General features: G+C 62.3%; 16 protein-coding genes. 7 read left to right on the forward strand and 9 right to left on the reverse strand.

Features of this window, described 5'->3' with window-relative positions; genetic code table 11:
* Positions 1-30: 30 nt before the first annotated feature.
* On the reverse strand, positions 31-945 hold the full coding sequence (locus P1M51_RS02865) for a DUF106 domain-containing protein (protein WP_276246687.1): 915 nt from the start codon (positions 943-945) through the stop codon (positions 31-33).
* Between the two features lie 83 nt (positions 946-1,028).
* Positions 1,029-1,661 carry an adenylate kinase gene (locus P1M51_RS02870; RefSeq protein WP_276246688.1) on the reverse strand — a complete coding sequence of 211 codons (633 nt, stop codon included), beginning with the start codon at positions 1,659-1,661 and terminating at the stop codon, positions 1,029-1,031.
* A gap of 99 nt (positions 1,662-1,760) precedes the next feature.
* Between P1M51_RS02870 and P1M51_RS02875 the strand changes: the two genes are divergently transcribed.
* From P1M51_RS02875 to P1M51_RS02885, 3 genes are read left to right on the forward strand one after another with little or no spacing between them, the layout of a single operon-like run.
* Positions 1,761-2,144 (forward strand): hypothetical protein, encoded by a 384-nt coding sequence (locus P1M51_RS02875; RefSeq protein WP_276246689.1) that lies wholly within the window; start codon positions 1,761-1,763, stop codon positions 2,142-2,144.
* Positions 2,145-2,186: 42 nt separating this feature from the next.
* On the forward strand, positions 2,187-2,867 hold the full coding sequence (locus P1M51_RS02880; RefSeq protein ID WP_276246690.1) for a TrkA family potassium uptake protein: 681 nt from the start codon (positions 2,187-2,189) through the stop codon (positions 2,865-2,867).
* 3 nt (positions 2,868-2,870) lie between these two features.
* Positions 2,871-4,457, forward strand: a complete 1,587-nt coding sequence (locus P1M51_RS02885; RefSeq protein ID WP_276246691.1) for a TrkH family potassium uptake protein — start codon at positions 2,871-2,873, stop codon at positions 4,455-4,457.
* A 117-nt stretch (positions 4,458-4,574) separates the two neighbouring features.
* On the opposite strand, the gene P1M51_RS02890 is transcribed toward P1M51_RS02885, so the two are convergent.
* Positions 4,575-6,110: a TrkH family potassium uptake protein gene (locus P1M51_RS02890; protein ID WP_276246692.1), complete on the reverse strand. Its 1,536-nt coding sequence runs from the start codon at positions 6,108-6,110 to the stop codon at positions 4,575-4,577.
* Positions 6,107-7,441 (reverse strand): Trk system potassium transporter TrkA, encoded by a 1,335-nt coding sequence (trkA, locus tag P1M51_RS02895; RefSeq protein WP_276246693.1) that lies wholly within the window; start codon positions 7,439-7,441, stop codon positions 6,107-6,109. The genes P1M51_RS02890 and trkA overlap by 4 nt, the downstream gene beginning before the upstream one ends.
* Before the next feature lie 232 nt (positions 7,442-7,673).
* Between trkA and P1M51_RS02900 the strand changes: the two genes are divergently transcribed.
* The 3 genes from P1M51_RS02900 (at position 7,674) to P1M51_RS02910 (ending at position 10,881) form a co-directional block, all read left to right on the forward strand.
* The gene (locus P1M51_RS02900; protein ID WP_276246694.1) at positions 7,674-8,102 is read left to right on the forward strand and encodes a universal stress protein; all 429 of its coding nucleotides are present in this window, start codon (positions 7,674-7,676) and stop codon (positions 8,100-8,102) included.
* A complete protein-coding gene (locus tag P1M51_RS02905) occupies positions 8,099-10,336 on the forward strand; it encodes an amino acid permease (RefSeq protein WP_276246695.1) in 2,238 nt (745 codons plus the stop codon). Before P1M51_RS02900 ends, P1M51_RS02905 begins: the two co-directional genes overlap by 4 nt.
* Positions 10,337-10,398: 62 nt before the next feature.
* The gene (locus P1M51_RS02910) at positions 10,399-10,881 is read left to right on the forward strand and encodes a hypothetical protein (protein ID WP_276246696.1); all 483 of its coding nucleotides are present in this window, start codon (positions 10,399-10,401) and stop codon (positions 10,879-10,881) included.
* An 8-nt stretch (positions 10,882-10,889) separates the two neighbouring features.
* Here the strand turns inward: P1M51_RS02910 and P1M51_RS02915 are convergent, their stop codons facing one another.
* Together P1M51_RS02915 and P1M51_RS02920 are read right to left on the reverse strand one after the other, a co-directional pair.
* Positions 10,890-11,861, reverse strand: coding sequence for a PrsW family intramembrane metalloprotease (locus P1M51_RS02915; protein WP_276246697.1), 972 nt, complete (start codon positions 11,859-11,861; stop codon positions 10,890-10,892).
* Between the two features lie 140 nt (positions 11,862-12,001).
* On the reverse strand, positions 12,002-12,175 hold the full coding sequence (locus tag P1M51_RS02920) for a hypothetical protein (RefSeq protein WP_276246698.1): 174 nt from the start codon (positions 12,173-12,175) through the stop codon (positions 12,002-12,004).
* A gap of 351 nt (positions 12,176-12,526) precedes the next feature.
* Between P1M51_RS02920 and P1M51_RS02925 the strand changes: the two genes are divergently transcribed.
* The gene (locus P1M51_RS02925; RefSeq protein ID WP_276246699.1) at positions 12,527-13,018 is read left to right on the forward strand and encodes an SRPBCC domain-containing protein; all 492 of its coding nucleotides are present in this window, start codon (positions 12,527-12,529) and stop codon (positions 13,016-13,018) included.
* Positions 13,019-13,037: 19 nt separating this feature from the next.
* Here the strand turns inward: P1M51_RS02925 and P1M51_RS02930 are convergent, their stop codons facing one another.
* The 3 genes from P1M51_RS02930 to P1M51_RS02940 all read right to left on the reverse strand — a co-directional run bounded on the left by P1M51_RS02930 (position 13,038) and on the right by P1M51_RS02940 (position 15,487).
* A complete protein-coding gene (locus P1M51_RS02930; protein ID WP_276246700.1) occupies positions 13,038-13,379 on the reverse strand; it encodes a hypothetical protein in 342 nt (113 codons plus the stop codon).
* A gap of 130 nt (positions 13,380-13,509) precedes the next feature.
* Positions 13,510-14,982 (reverse strand): preprotein translocase subunit SecY, encoded by a 1,473-nt coding sequence (gene secY / locus P1M51_RS02935; protein WP_276246701.1) that lies wholly within the window; start codon positions 14,980-14,982, stop codon positions 13,510-13,512.
* Between the two features lie 4 nt (positions 14,983-14,986).
* Positions 14,987-15,487: an uL15m family ribosomal protein gene (locus P1M51_RS02940; RefSeq protein WP_276246702.1), complete on the reverse strand. Its 501-nt coding sequence runs from the start codon at positions 15,485-15,487 to the stop codon at positions 14,987-14,989.
* Positions 15,488-15,489: the final 2 nt, after the last annotated feature.

The raw sequence follows: 15,489 nt of genomic DNA on the forward strand, positions 1-15,489 counted from the left end.
CCTCCGTCCGAGAGCGTAAAAAGAAGTTCGTTACGTCGGCGTCGTCTGGATGTTGAGCGACTTGCGGATAATCTGGGTGAAGCTCACAGAGCAGACGAAGTACCAGAGAATCCACGCCTGCAGTGGGCCGAGGACCCCCTCTTGCCAGCCGACGGTCCCGATGAGCGGGAGCGTAATCTCGGCGGGCGTAATTGAGCCAGGAGCCGTGAGCAGCTTCCAGTACATCCAGAGGAACACCGGGATGGTCAGGAGCATAATCCAGACCATCGGGCGGAACTGCTCTTTAAACATGCCGAGGTTGTCGCCCATGGCGTCCATCTGCTCTTGCTGGATGCGTTCGAGCTCGGCGTCGTCGCCGCGCTCCTGGGCGGCCTTGCGCCGTTCCTGAATCTCCTTCATCGCGGCCTGGTATTCGCCCATCTTGTCCATGTCCATCAGGTTCGCTTGCAGGAGCGTCGAGTAGAGACCGGTAAACAGGGCGAGCACCATCACGACGACGTAGAAGGGCAGCATCGATTCGAGTGGGCCGAGCAGGGCGTTCATCGTCTCGCCGATGATGTCCCGGACCGGGCCGTAGGAGTAGCCCGCGAACAGGCCCACGGTGAGCAGTGCCGCCGCCTTGTCGTACTGCGACCAGCTCGAATCGGTGTCGCTGTCCGTCTTCGACGACTTCTTCGACCGACTTCGCGTCCCGCCGGTCGAATCGTCGAGCGCCTTCCGAACCTCGTCAGGGTTGTTGACGACGAAGCCTTCGCCGTCACCCTCCACGAGGATGCCCTTCTCGATGAGCCGACCCCACTCGCCGCTCGTAATCTCGCCTTTGACGTCGCCCCAGGTGACGGAGCCATCGCCGTTCTCGGCGGTTTCGAGGACGACTTCGAGTGCGTCGGCCATCGACCCGTCTTGTTTGACGAGTGTGGTGACTTTTTCCGCTGTCCGTGCCATTGACCTCTCTTGGCACTAGCCGTTAATCAACCTTTTACTCTCCGTGCGAGGGCGTAGGGACCAAAAACCAGCAGAAAAGTCGCTTACTGAGCGTTCTCGATGGCCGCGTTCAGGTCCGCCCAGACCTCGTCGGGCGTCCCTTCGCCGTCGATTTCGACGAGCTGGCCGCGCTTGCGGTAGAATTCGATGACCGGTTCCGTGTTCTCACGGAAGACGCGTAGCCGCTCGCGGACGGTCTCTTCGGTGTCGTCGTCGCGCTGGATGAGGTCTCCACCGCACTCGTCACAGACCCCCTCGACTTCTGGCTGGTTGAACTTCACGTGGAAGTTCGTCCCACACTCGCTGCAGACGCGGCGGCCGGTGAGGCGTTCGACGAGTTCCTCTTCGTCTACCTTGAGGTAGGCGACGAGGTCCAAGTCGGTCATGTCGTCGAGTTCTTCGGCCTGGTCTACGTTGCGTGGGTAGCCGTCGAGGACGTAGCCGTCTGCGCTCGTGAGCGCCTCTTCGACGATGGCGTTGACAACGGGGTCGGGGACGAGTTCGCCGGCTTCCATGAACGAGCGGGGCGTCCCGTACTCAGTCTCCATGTCCTTGTTGGCGCGCAGGGCGTCACCAGTCGTGACGTGCTCGACGTCGTACGCCTCGACGATGCGACTGCTCTGTGTGCCTTTACCAGCGCCGGGTGCGCCGAGCAGCAGGATGTGCGGCTGACTCATAGCCGACGATTTGGGGCCAGCCCTAAAAGGCGTATGGAAACGGGCGAAGGTTCGCCCGTGGCCGTCCCGTTTTTACCACTCCGAGACGAATTCGTCCGCATGACGCGATTCGCCGCCGACACGGCTAGCGGGCGACGGGACCTCTTCGTCGATGCAATCGCTGCCCACCAGACACGCGACAGCGCCTTTTTGACCATCGAAGCCGCGATAACGGGCGACGAACTCACGCCTTGGTTGCAGTACGCAGACGGCACGCTCAACCTCGACTGTACCGAGGACGAACTCGACCGACTGAAATCCCTCCTCGAATCGTACGACGCGTTTACTATCGACGACCTCACCCGCCCGGAGGACGCAGAAGGGGCAAACGTCCGTATCGCGGCTCGTACCGACCCCGAGCGCGTTGCGGAGTTCGTAGACGACGCCTTCTGTACCGTCTACGAACAGCCGGACGACTACACGGCCTGGGTCACGCAAATCTAGGAACGTCACACTTTCAATAGCCAACGGAGAACTCCAGTTCACATGTACATCGTCATCGTCGGTGCCGGTTCTATCGGCCTTCCACTCATCGAGATTGCGACGGCTGGCGGAAACGAGGTGGTCGTCGTCGAACGCGACGAGGCGAAGGCGGAACTCGTGGCCGCGGAGTACGACTGTCTCGTCATCCACGACGACGCCACGGTCAAGGACACGCTCGAAGATGCGGGCGCGGCTCGCGCAGACGCCTTCATCTGCACGACCGACCAGGACGCAGTCAACATCATGGTGAGCCTTCTCGCGAAGGAACTCGAGGTTCCTGCAATCGTCTCTGTCGTCCACAACCCAGAGCACATGAACATCTTCAAGCAGATCGGCGTGAACACGATGGAGAATCCACAGCGACTCATCGCCGAGTACCTCTATCGGGCGGTCAAACGCCCGGCTATCGTGGATTACATGCACGTCGGCGAGCAGGCGGAGGTGTTCGAAATCTCTGTGACCGAAGACGCTCGAATCGCCGGAAAAACCCTTCAAGAAGCGGCCGGCGAGGGGCTCATCTCCGACGATATCCTCATCGTTGCAGTAGAGCGAAACGGCGACGGGGAACCGATTACACCTCGCGGCAAGACGCGAATCGAAGCGGGCGACCTGCTCATCGTCTACTCCGGCGCTGGCGCGACGCCCGACGTGACGGACATCTTCGGCCACTTTGAGGACCACTAAGCGATGGCGACACGGACGCGCGAGGGAGTTTTCCCGACCGACCTCGCCATCATCTTCCGCGACGTCGGCGCGCTCCTGTTGATGGAAGCCGCGCTACTCGCCCTCTCTGCGGGCGTCGCCCTCGCGTTCACCGAGTTCTACGTCGCCGGCGCGTTCGTTCTCGCTGCCGGGCTCACGGCGGGCGTCGGCGGCCTCGCCCGCAAATCGTTCGACGATGCGCCAGCCCCGCGCATGAAACACGGCATGGTCATCGCCGCCGCTGGCTGGTTCTCGACGGCACTCTTTGGGGCGCTGCCGTTCCTGTTTGCCGCCTATCTGGTTCCGCCGGCCGTCGCCGCGGCGTACGTCCCGGCGGGGGTCGACTACGGGTCCAGTCTGTTCTACTTCCGGTCGCCGCTGCACGCCTTCTTCGAATCGATGAGCGGGTGGACGGGCAGCGGTCTCACGATGGCGGTTCACGAACCGACCATGCCGCGGGCGTTGCTCTGGTGGCGCTCGCTCATGCAGTGGGTCGGTGGCGTAGGCGTCATCGTCCTCACCGTCTCCATCCTCGCCCGGCCCGGCAGCGGCAGTTATGCGCTTTACCAGAGCGAGACACGCGAGGAGAAGATTCACCCGAGCGTCGTCTCCACGGTGCGCACCGTCTGGAAAATGTTCCTCGGCTACACGCTACTCTCGATTGCGGCGCTTTTCGCGGCCATCCGCGCGTCTGCCTACGGCGCGACACTTCCGACGAGCGAAGTACTCTGGCAGGCAATCAACCACGCCATGACGGCACTCTCGACGGGCGGGTTCTCCGTCACGGACAACTCGATTGCCACCTACAACTCGCCGCTCATCGAAGTCGTCCTCCTCCCGGTGATGACGATTGGAGCCATCGCATTTCCTATCCACTACATCGTACTTCGAGACCGCGACCCACGCCATTTCTTCGACGACCTCCAGACTCGCTGGTTGTTCATCCTCTTTGGTCTCGGCGTCGTCGCGCTCACGCTCCAGAATCTGGCGACGCTCGCGCCTGCGCTCTCGTTTCGCGATTCGACGTTCCAGTTCATCAGCGCCCTCACCTGTACTGGGTTCCAGTCTGCCCCCATCGGGACGTGGACCGCTGGCGGGAAGGTCATTCTCTCGGGGGCGATGACGATGGGCGGCGCGGCGGGCAGCACCGTCGGCGGCATCAAAATCATCCGTGGATACACCATCGGCCGGGGCATCCGCTGGCAGTTCAAGCGCGTGTTCCTGCCGGAAAACGCCGTCATCACGCTCAAGATGGACGGTCGCACGCTCAATCGAACCGAGATGGAACGCGAGTTCGCGGAGGCCGCCATCGTCACCATCCTGTGGCTCATCCTCCTCATCGTCGGGAGCGTCCTGCTCGCTAACCTCGCCGGCCCCGACTTCAGCTACGCCGACGCGCTGTTCGAGGTGGCGAGCGCACAGGGTAACGTCGGGCTTTCGACGGGCATCACGACGCCTTCGATGCCTTCGCTGGCAGAGGGAATGCTCATCCTCAACATGTGGGTGGGTCGCCTCGAAATCATCCCGATTCTCGTGTTCGCACGGGCGGCCATCTATGGTCTCAATCCCTGACGTGTGGCCAAAGAGGTTTTTGCCACGACCTTCATAGCGCCCACCGCGCCTCACCGCGAGGCGCCTCATGGAGTCCAACTGGGGGGTTGGACTGGGTTGGTCCCCACTTTTTCGTTTTCACCGCCGCCAGTACGCCGACGTGAGCAACACCAGCACGGGGAAGATTTCCAGTCTGCCCACCCACATCAGGAACACCATTAGCAGTTTGCTCTCCTGGGTGAACACGAGGTAATTGTTCATCGGCCCGACTGCACCGAATCCCGGCCCGACGTTCCCGAGCGTCGCGGCGACGGCGCTCATCACTTCGAGCACGGAGAGCGAGGACTGGACGCGCGTCATGTCCACGAGGACGAACAACACACCCAGGAAGAAGATGAGCACGTAGAGCAGCGTGAAGGCGTAGATGCCGCGGATGGCCCGTTCGTCCACCGCCAGACCGCCGAGTCTGACCGGCGAGATTGCCTCCGGGTGAACGGTCGTGAACAGCTCGCGGCGCAGCGATTTGAGGATGACGAGCCAGCGGACGATTTTCACGGCCCCACCGGTGGACCCTGCACTGCCGCCGATGAACATGGCGAACAGCAGGAGGTACTGTGCCGGGGCGCTCCACGAGTTGAAGTCCATGGAGGCATACCCGGTGGTGGTCACAATAGACACGACCTGAAACGTCGCGTGTCGCAGCGAGTCTTCGGCCTCAGTGATGATTGGCGGCACCTGTCCGGTGATGGTTTCGATGCCAGCACCCGTGAACAGCAGCCCCGCAACCATCGCCGAGAGGACGCCCATGACGCCGAGGTAGGCGCGAAACTCGCTGTCGGTGACGAGACGCTTTGGTTGCCCTGTAAGGACGTGCCAGAACAGCGCGAAGTTGGTCCCCGCGACGACCATGAACGGGATGATGACCCACTGGACGGCCGCAGAGAAGGCCTCGATGCTGCGCGCCTCAGGTGAGAACCCACCCGTTGGCAACGTGGTGAGCGCGTGGGCGACGGCGTTGTAGATGTGCATATTCGGCGCTAACCCGCCCAGGTGGAGGCCGTAGAGCAACAGTATTTCGAGGATGGTGAAGCCGAGATAGGCCCCCCAGAGTGCCCGCGCCGTCTCCGCAATGCGCGGCGTCAGCTTTTCGAGTCCCGGTCCGGGGGCCTCCGCATCCATGAGCTGTGCGCCACCGACCGAGAGTTCGGGGAGAATCGCCACGGCGAGGACGACGATACCCATCCCACCGAGCCACTGGGTGAGCTGTCGCCAGATGAGCACGGCTCGCGAGTGGATGGTGAAATCACCCATCACCGTCGCGCCCGTCGTCGTGAAGCCGCTCATCGACTCGAACAGCGCGTTGACCGGGTTCGCGAGCATGGACGCCGTGCCGTACCCCGAAATGATGTACGGAATCGTCCCAATGACGGCCACGCCGAACCACGTCAGCGCGACCATCAGGAATCCCTCGCGGAAGCCGAGTTCGTCGTCGCGTTCGACCCGTTCCAGTGCGGTTCCGACGACGAGGGTGATGGCGATGGTGATGACGAACGTCTCGATGTCTACGCCATCTACGAGTGCGACGAACAGCGGCAACAGCAGCGCAACCGAGAGGTACTTGATGACCGTCCCGGTGAGACTGACGCTCGTCCGCCAGTGCACTCGCACGTTCATACGTTGGCGGTCACGGCATCGATTGCGTCGTGGTCGACGAACATCACGACGTGGTCGTTCACTTCGATGACGGTGTCACCGCGTGGAGTGATCATCTGGTTGCCCCGGGTGACCGCGCCAATAACGACACCCTCTGGAAGTTCCTTGACTGACTCCTGAATCGGCCGGTTCGCGAGGATGCTGTCTGCGTTGATTTCGAATTCGAGAACCTCCGCACGGTCGGATTCGATGAGTGCGACGTTCTCTGCCTGCTCGTCGCGAGTAAAGCGCGTAATCTCCTCTGCGGTCGCCTCCCGGGGGTTCACGGCCACGTCCACGCCGACGGCCTCGAACAGGTCTACGTACTCGCCCGCATCGACGATGGCGACGGTGCGCTTCGCCCCGAGGCGCTTTGCGAGCAACGAGGCGAGCAAATTCCGCTCGTCTGAGTCGAGTCCGGCGATGACGATGTCTGCCTGCCCCACCATCTCACGCGTGAGGAATTCGATATCTGTCGGGTCAGACTCCATCACGGTGGTGTTCGGGAGTTTCTCTGCGAGGTCACGAGCGCGTGCTTCTCGGTCCTCGATGAGCCGTGGGTGGAATCCGCGGGCTTCGAGCAGGCGGGCGGTCTGGAAGGCGATTTCACTGCCGCCGATGATGACCACGTCCTGTCCGTTGCCCCCCTGTCCGGGGGCGAGTTCCATCGCGAACCCGCGGACGCTATCGGGGCTGCCGATGACGATAACCTGGTCACCGTTTTCGATGACCGTTTCCCCGCGGGGGATGACCACGTCGTCACCGCGGAGGATTGCGGCGAAGGTGAGCGAATCGAAGCGGTCCGCGTCCCGAATCGTCTGTCCCGCGACGGGACTCTGTTCGTTCACCCCGAACTGCGCCATGAGGACGTTCCCGCCGGCGAAGGCGTCTACGTCCTGGGTCGCGGGAAGGCCCACGACGCGGACGATGCTCTCCGCGGTCAGGAGGTCTGTACAGACGAGGAAATCGACGCCGAACGCGCCCTGCTTGTTCTGCCAGGTCGTGAGATACTTCGTGTTCTTGACCCGGGCGATGGTGAACGCGTCGCTGATCGTCTTTACCGTCCCACACGTCACGATGTTCGTTTCGTCGTCGTCCGTGCTGGCGATGACCATGTCGGTCTGTTCGATATTCGCCTCTCGCAGGGTCGAGAGGTCGGCTCCGTCACCCTCGATGGCGAGCACGTCGAGTGAGTACGTGAGCGCCTCCACGCGGTCGCGGTCGATATCGATGACGACGACTTCGTGGCTGTCTGCGAGGCTCGCAGCGATGCTCGAACCGACCTCTCCGGCCCCGACGACGATTACTCGCATCGACACCCCTCACGAGCGAGACTCTTCATGCTTGTCGTATTTCGTTGGCGCAGGTAAGTTCATTTCTATTCCTCAGGGTCGCTCACCGTGCAATTTGCTCACGAAGTGACCGCCGACACCGACCAGTTAAGTTCGAGTAGTCTGTCTGCTCCTATCATGAACCAATCGCTCGCCAGCAACGGGTCACTCGACAATCAGGTAATCGAACGAACACAGACAGGGGGGTTCGTCGATGGGTAAGTCCATCTTCGAGTGCGTCGTCGTCCCGGTCGCTGACGAGGACGATGCGCGGACGACCTGTTTGGCACTCGCTCCGTATTTGGACGCCGAGAGTCGCGTCGTCGCACTCCACGTCATCGAAAAAGCCGGTGGCGCACCCGACAAGGCCTCGGTCGAACAGCGCCAGGAAGGCGCGACGAAGATTTTCGACGTCGTCCAGGACACCCTCGCGGATGCCACCGTCGAAACCGATCTGCGCTACGGCACGGACATTGCGGACACGATTTTCGCTGCCGCCGCCGACGTCGACGCCAGTTCAATCGCGTTCTCGCCACGGGGTGGCAGCCGGTGGGTTCGACTCCTCACCGGTGACGTCGCACTGTCGCTCGTGACCGAAACCGACCGGCCGGTGGTCGTCTTGCCGGACGCGCCTGACGAATGAGCGACGAAGAACTCGCGAAAGACCTCGGCCCGCTCGCCGCGCTGACCATCGGCGTGGGGACGATGATTGGGGCCGGCATCTTCGTGCTGCCCGGCGTGGCCGTCGAGTCTGCCGGGCCACTCGCAGCAGGCGCGTTCGTCCTCGGCGGCGGTATCGCCCTGCTCACGGCGCTCTCGGCTAGCGAACTCGGCACCGCCATGCCGAAAGCCGGCGGGGCGTACTACTACGTCAACCACGCCCTCGGCCCCCTCTTTGGCAGCGTCGCTGGCTGGGCGAACTGGATGGGACTGGCCTTCGCCTCCGCGTTCTACATGTTCGGCTTCGGCCAGTACGTCGCCGTGTTCGTAGACGTTCCCTCGTTTACCATCGGGCCACTGGCGCTCACGTCGGCGAAGATTATCGCCCTCGTCGGGGCGGCGCTGTTCACGCTCATCAACTACGTCGGCGCGAAGGAGACGGGTCGTCTCCAGAACATCATCGTCATCACGCTCGTCGCCATCCTCACCGTGTTCACACTCTTTGGCGCACTTCAGGCAGACCTCTCTTCGCTTCGACCGTTCGCCCCCGACGGCTACGGGGCGCTCCTGCCGGTGACGGGCATCATCTTCGTCTCCTACCTCGGATTCGTCCAGATTACGTCGGTCGCAGAGGAAATCAAAGACCCCGGACGCAACCTCCCTCGCGCAGTCATCGGGAGCGTCCTCCTCGTGACCGCCATCTACGCGCTCGTCCTGCTCGTCGTGCTTGCCGCCGTGCCGAACAGCGTGGTCGCGGGCAACGACACGGCGGTCGTGGACGTGGCGCGAATCCTCCTCGGCCCAATCGGCGCAATCGCCCTCCTCTTTGGCGGGTTGCTCGCCACCGCGTCGAGCGCGAACGCCTCGATTCTCGCGTCCTCGCGCATCAACTTCGCCATGGGGCGAGACAAGATCGTCTCCGAGGAACTGAACACGATTCACCCGCGCTTTGGGACGCCCTATCGGGCCATCGGCCTCACGGGCGCGTTCATCTTGCTGTTCATCCTCTTTGGCGACCTAGAGACGCTCTCGACGGCCGGGAGTACGCTCCACCTCATCATCTACGGCCTGCTCAATATCGCGCTCATCGTGATGCGCGAGGCGAATCCAGCGGACTACCAGCCGGATTACCGGGTTCCGTTCTACCCGATTGTCCCGATTCTCGGGGCGGTCATCTCGTTCGCACTCGTGGCGTTCATCGAACCGTTCGTCGTCGTTCTCAGCCTCGGGTTCGTCGCCTTCGCCGCCCTCTGGTACATCTTCTACGCCCGGTCGCGGACGGAAAAACAGGGCATCTTGAGCCAGTACATCCTGAACCGGTCCGACGTGATGCCGGAACCCGCCGTCTCCGCCGCCGGCGCAGTCCAGCCCGACGGCGGCTCCTACCGCGTCATGGTTCCCCTCGCGAACCCGAAAAGCGAGAAGGACCTCATCACCCTCGGGAGCGCGATTGCGAAACAGAACGGTGGCACCGTAGACGCCATCCACATCATCACGGTTCCCGACCAGACAGCGCTCGCAGGCGCAGCGGCCTACAAGGACCAGTTGGACGCAGAATCCTCCACGCTGCTCGAACGCGCTCGGGAAGACGCGACCACGTTTGGCGTAGACGTAGACACCCACACCATCCTCTCGCATCGCTCGTTCGAGGAAATCTTCGACGCCGCGAAAACGCACGAGGCCGACCTCGTCGTCATGGGCTGGGGCGAGGACGCCCACGGCTCTCCCGGCCGCGCGGAGGGTGCTCTCGACGAACTGACCGAGGACATCCCGTGTGACTTCCTCGTGCTCAAAGACCGCGGCCTCGACCCCTCGAAGCTCCTCGTGCCGACCGCCGGCGGGCCCGACTCGGACCTGTCTGCGGCCGTCGCGAAACTGCTCCGCGTAGAGTACGGCTCGGAAATCACGCTCTTGCACGCCGTCAATAGCCCCGAAGAGGAATCGGAGGGACGGGCCTTCCTCGAAGGCTGGGCGGCAGACCACGACCTCACGGACGCCTCGCTGCGCATCGACACCTCCGGCAACGTAGAGCGGGCAATCGAGACGGCGGCCGAAGACTCGACGCTCGTCATAATCGGCGCGACCGAACGCGGCCTCCTCACGCGCCTGCTCCGTGGGTCGCTCGTCCTCGACGTGGTGGACGACATCTCGTGTTCGGTGTTGCTCGCAGAGAAGGCTCGCAGCCGAACGCTGAAAGAGCGCCTGTTCGGTCGCTGACCCGTTCACCCCTTTTAGTCTGCGGATAATAACGGTTGCTCGCCCCAGAGCAACTACCAACGATGGGCATTACCCAGAAGTCCCTCTACCTCGTCGGCGCGCTGCTGTTCGTCTCCGGCATCGCCGTCGCGACGGGCATCGCACCGTTCTCGCCTGACGTCGGTCCCTCGATGAACCAACTCCCCGACGGTAATCAGTCGGACGCCCCGAACACGGCAACCCAGACGCAGTCCCCGTCGGCCACCACCGAACCGACCGAGACTGACTCGACACCAGAGGCTACAGCGACGACCGAGACGACGACGCCGGAACCGACGACCGAAACCGACGCTGGCGATGAAACCACGACCGAGGATGAGGCCGATTCGGACGACGAACAGGAGACTGACGACGAAGAGAGCGACGACTCTGACGACGGAATCATCGTCATCAGCGACGACGATGACACAGAGACGACGGACGGCCCCGGCAACTCAGAGAACAGCAACGGGCAGAAAAACGGGAAAGACAAAAACAACGACCTTCTTTCGGGCGTCTTCGGCTAACGCCCGCGTCAGTCGTCCGTCGCTACTGCCTGTTTCTGCGTGGTCGCCTCCCGGTGGCGGTGTTTGTACCGCGCCAGCTTCCGGTACAGCAAGTAGCCAAAGACCCCATCGTAGAGGATGACGAAACCGATAAACGCGACGCCGCCCCCGAACGGAAGCACGGTCACGAGGGTGTTGTACGTCGCGTGAATCACGGTGGCGATGAGCAGGCCCTTCACGACGATGGGGCCGCGATTCTCGGGGTTGAATTTGGCGAGGCCGAGGTAGTAGCCCGCGAACGCAGAGTAGATGACGTGGCCTGGCCCGGCGAACGCCCGCGAGGTGGCCGTTTGTAGTGCGACCTGTAACTGGGACGCTGCACCGGAATTCTGGGCTGCGGTGAGCACCTCACGGGTAATGTACAGCGAGTTTTCGATGGTAGCGAAGCCGAGGCCCGCGACTGCGCCGTACACCGCACCATCGACCACCGCGTCGAACTCGCTCGTGTTGAAGGCGTGGACGCGAACGGCGAGTATCTTCACCGTCTCCTCGATTGGGCCGACGACGAGGAAGAAAAACAAGATGGTTCCGACGAGCGGAATCAGCCCGAAGGCCAGCTTGAGCGCGGAGTTCACCACGGCGGCGAAACTCGCAAACAGGACGCCGAGCAGGAACGTAATGGCGAGCGTTTCCCACGGTTCGCGCATCGTCACGTCCTCGTACCAGATGAACGCCGCGAGCGCGAACGCCGGCACCACCGAGATGAGCGTGAGCACGCCGAGCGTCGGACTGGTCGCGATGGCGTATCCAGTCAATCCGAGTTGCCCGAGGAACACGAGCAGGGCGAGCGCGACGAGAAAGCGCCCCTTGTTGTTGGTAATCGCCCCGTGGATGGCAGTTGCGAGTCTGTCCACCGGCGACCTGACCTCCCAGCGAGTGACGTCATAGAGGTCGTCATCGCCGTCGTAACCGTCTTCTACCGGGTCGGTCGGCTGGCTCATGCAACACGCGGGGGCAAGGACTCGTCTTACAAAGGAATTACTGCCGAGTTTGTGCGCCAGCAGGGTTCGCGAAAACGAAGCTTTCGCTCACTTCCGATGCGGCTTTGCCGCATCGGCGTTCGCAACGGCTACGCCGTTGCTCACTCCCACTCCTCGTCGACGACCGGATTGAAAAATTCGTAGAAGAAATCGTACGCCTTGCCCATGAGCAAGGCGAGCACTATCACGCCAGCCCAGATGACGGCCGCCGCAACGAGGTCTCCCAACCCCGTCTCGACACCGGTCCCCCCGAGACCGGTTTGGAAAATCCACATGTGTGAACAATTGGCGTACGACGTACTTCAACCTCTCGCCGAGTCATGAGGACGCGATAGTCTGAATTTGTTGAAAAATTTTCACTATCTCTGCTATCGAATGTCATGTGGGTACTACGGTACCCAGTAAGAGTATGGGAGACAGAACGATATTACACGTTTGCAGACACTGCGGTGCCGTCTTCGCGACGTCGTCTACGACGTCGCCACGAACGTGCGCCGTCTGTGGAGACGCGGCCAACTTCTCGCTATTCGCGCCAGAACCATTCGGCCCGATGCCAGTAGCACGTCCACGCGCACCTCGAGTGCGTTGAGAGCACAGTTTACACGCACTGCTGACCTACTTCATTTATGCACCTACGAACCACCGGGCGCGAGCGAGTTATCCACGCGACGGTGACCGTTCCGGCGAGCCGTGACGCAGTCTGGGACGCCTGGACGACCGAGGCTGGACTTCGGAGTTTCTTCGCGCCCGACTGCACCGTCGAACTCGAACCGATGGGAGCCTACGAGCTGTTCTTTGACCTTGACGCAGACGAGGGCCTTCGCGGTGGCGAGGGCAACGTCGTTCTCGCAATCGAACCGAAGCGCATGCTGAGTTTCACCTGGAACGCACCGCCGAGGCTCCCGTCGGTTCGTGACCAGCGCACGAGCGTCGTCGTCCGATTCCGTGACCTCCCGAACGACCGCACGCAGGTCACCCTGACGCACAGTGGCTGGGGCGAGGGACCAAACTGGACGAAAGCCTACGACTACTTCGTCGAAGCGTGGTCTGAGACGGTGTTGCCACGGCTCAAAAAGCGATTCGTAAGCGGGCCAGTGGATTGGAACGCGCGTCGGTAAAAACAGGACGGGGTTTGAGTTACTCCTCGGGCGCAGACACAGCCTCGTTCGGGAAGCACTCTGCGAGGTCGTTGAGCATGTTGATGGTCTCCTTGCGCGTTCCCGGGTCGATGTCGTCTAAGGTCTCTACGTCTTCGAGCGCCTGTTCGAGCAGTGGAAGGCTCAGTCGCTGGTCTAAGTGGGCCACCGGGAGGTACAGGTCGTCGAACGACTCCGGTGGAATTCCCGACGTCGAAAGCAGGAAGTAGTCGTCTAAGTCAGCGAGGTCGTCGGTCTCGAAGTCGTCGGCACTCAACGCACGATTCGGTGCCGCCTTGGTTACCCCTCGAATCGACGGGACGTGCAGCGTATAGTCCGTCATGGCAAACCCACCCGGCGGAAGCGTAAAAGCGATTTTGGCAGGCAAAGTGGTATGCCCCACCGTTCGCCAGTTCAAGAGCAGGCGCTGTCGCTCGCTGCGCGAAAGACGAGAGAAATGTAGAGAGGGTGCGTTAGTCGCCGCCGCCGAACATCTGGCGCATCATCGGGTGCATCTCCATGAGCTGTTCCTCAGCGATTTCCTCGTACAGTTTGTACGTGATGGAGACCGTGAGCAGCAGCCCCGTTCCGGAGACGGCACCGATGGTGCCGAGCATGTTCGCCATGACGGCGAGCAGGCCCACGAGGGCACCACCGATGATGGTGACCTGCGGGATGTAGCGTTCTAAGACCTTCTCCATGACGCCAGGACTCTGACGGAAGCCGGGAATCTGCATTCCCGAGCGCTGAATCTGTCGCGCCGTCGCTTCCGGCCCCATGTCGGTGGTCTCCACCCAGAAGATGGCGAAGATTGCGCCACCGATGACCATGAAGGTCAGGTCGATGAGCACGCGGATGATGATCATCCACGGCTCCGCGGTCGTCTGCCCGAGCCACCACATCCACTGTCCAGGAGACTGGATGGGGGCCAGGTAGTAGAACAACCCGCTTACGGGTTGTCCCTGGGCGTACGTCCCGACCCAGCCGGGCATTCCGGCCCACTGGGCTTCGAGGATGCGCCCGAGGAACTGGATGTTCGCCTGCAGCGCGCGGACGAGAATCATGGGCAGGACGCTCGCGTAGATGAGCTTCACGGGGAAGCGACCCCGTGCACCCTTCACCCGGGAGTGGGAGAGGGGAATCTCCACGCGGACGCTCTCTGCGTACACGACCACGATGAAGATGAGCAGGGTCGTGATGAGCGCGAGAATCTGCCCTTCACCCATGAACAGGACCTGAAGGCCCTGTGGCGTCAGGAGGCTCGGAACGTCCACACTGCCGGTCAGCATGCCGAACCAGGTGGCGAAGAGGCCAGCCTCGTTCGACCCGATTCCGGGGACGGCGAAGAAGCCACCCACGAGACTCTGGCTGACACCGGCGATGATGAACAGGCCAATCCCTGACCCGACGCCCCACTTCGAGACGACCTCGTCCATGAACAGGATGAGGATACCGCCGACGAAGATTTGGGCGAAGATGAGCCACTTTACGCCACTCAGTCCAATTCCGAGATTCTGGGCGACCTGTGGGTCTGCGGGGAGGAAGTCTCCGGCGAAGACCATCGGGAGGCCGGTCAGACAGATCATCACCACCACCAGGAACTTCTGGAGGCCCTGATAGAGGATCTGGTCTCTCGGGTTGTTCGTATCGAGGCCCAAGAGGTCTGCGCCGCCGAGTAGCTGCAGCACAATGCTTGCGGTGACGATTGGACCGATACCGAGCTGCAGGATTGTCCCCTGACCACCCGCGAGGATGGAGCGGAACTGCCCGAACACGTCTGACTGCCCGGAGCCGAGTCCGTACAGGAACACGTTCGTCAGGAAGAAATACAACACCAGAATGCCGGCTGTCCAGCCGAGCTTGCGCCGGAATGGGACGTGTCCCTCCGGCCGACGGACTGACGGCATTCGGGTGAGCACCGGTTCAGCAGCCTCCTTCCAGCCCATTTGTCTACTCCGCGTCCTCGTCTTCGTCTTCGTCGTCTGCTTCGAGTTCAGCCTGGCGCTCTTCGCCGCGCTCACTGAGGATGGCGTCGCCGCCTTCGCCCTCGATGAGCTCGCGTGCGCTCTCGCTGAAGTCGTCAGCCGTTACGACGAGCTGGTTACGAATCTGGCTGCCACCGAGGACTTTGACGACGTCTACATCGTAGCCGTCCTCGACGATGTCGCGGACGTCCAGTTTGAAGCCGTTGTCTGTCTCTTCGGCGAGGCCGTCTGCGGCGTAAACGGCCGCGTTCTCGTCTAACGTCTGCACGTCGATGGTGCTGACGTCCTCACGGACGGCTGGTGGACGGGTGAACCCGTGCTTGCCAAGCGGTTCGTAGTTGTGGAACTCGTGTTTTGCGCGCCCCGCGCGACCACGGCCACCACGGTTACCGGCACCGCGCCGGTTCTTGTGGGTACCGCCGCCGTGAGTGCGAGAGCCACGCTGGCGTCGTTTCTTACTGGTCATGA

The sequence above is a fragment of the Haladaptatus sp. QDMS2 genome (genome assembly GCF_029338295.1).
GTDB lineage: Archaea > Halobacteriota > Halobacteria > Halobacteriales > Halococcaceae > QDMS2.

Bases quoted from the DNA above. Each gene is read 5' to 3' on its own strand.
- P1M51_RS02865 (WP_276246687.1), bottom strand. From the start codon at position 945: ATGGCACGGACAGCGGAAAAAGTCACCACACTCGTCAAACAAGACGGG.
- P1M51_RS02870 (WP_276246688.1), bottom strand. From the start codon at position 1,661: ATGAGTCAGCCGCACATCCTGCTGCTCGGCGCACCCGGCGCTGGTAAA.
- P1M51_RS02875 (WP_276246689.1), top strand. From the start codon at position 1,761: ATGACGCGATTCGCCGCCGACACGGCTAGCGGGCGACGGGACCTCTTC.
- P1M51_RS02880 (WP_276246690.1), top strand. From the start codon at position 2,187: ATGTACATCGTCATCGTCGGTGCCGGTTCTATCGGCCTTCCACTCATC.
- P1M51_RS02885 (WP_276246691.1), top strand. From the start codon at position 2,871: ATGGCGACACGGACGCGCGAGGGAGTTTTCCCGACCGACCTCGCCATC.
- P1M51_RS02890 (WP_276246692.1), bottom strand. From the start codon at position 6,110: ATGAACGTGCGAGTGCACTGGCGGACGAGCGTCAGTCTCACCGGGACG.
- trkA (WP_276246693.1), bottom strand. From the start codon at position 7,441: ATGCGAGTAATCGTCGTCGGGGCCGGAGAGGTCGGTTCGAGCATCGCT.
- P1M51_RS02900 (WP_276246694.1), top strand. From the start codon at position 7,674: ATGGGTAAGTCCATCTTCGAGTGCGTCGTCGTCCCGGTCGCTGACGAG.
- P1M51_RS02905 (WP_276246695.1), top strand. From the start codon at position 8,099: ATGAGCGACGAAGAACTCGCGAAAGACCTCGGCCCGCTCGCCGCGCTG.
- P1M51_RS02910 (WP_276246696.1), top strand. From the start codon at position 10,399: ATGGGCATTACCCAGAAGTCCCTCTACCTCGTCGGCGCGCTGCTGTTC.
- P1M51_RS02915 (WP_276246697.1), bottom strand. From the start codon at position 11,861: ATGAGCCAGCCGACCGACCCGGTAGAAGACGGTTACGACGGCGATGAC.
- P1M51_RS02920 (WP_276246698.1), bottom strand. From the start codon at position 12,175: ATGTGGATTTTCCAAACCGGTCTCGGGGGGACCGGTGTCGAGACGGGG.
- P1M51_RS02925 (WP_276246699.1), top strand. From the start codon at position 12,527: ATGCACCTACGAACCACCGGGCGCGAGCGAGTTATCCACGCGACGGTG.
- P1M51_RS02930 (WP_276246700.1), bottom strand. From the start codon at position 13,379: ATGACGGACTATACGCTGCACGTCCCGTCGATTCGAGGGGTAACCAAG.
- secY (WP_276246701.1), bottom strand. From the start codon at position 14,982: ATGGGCTGGAAGGAGGCTGCTGAACCGGTGCTCACCCGAATGCCGTCA.
- P1M51_RS02940 (WP_276246702.1), bottom strand. From the start codon at position 15,487: ATGACCAGTAAGAAACGACGCCAGCGTGGCTCTCGCACTCACGGCGGC.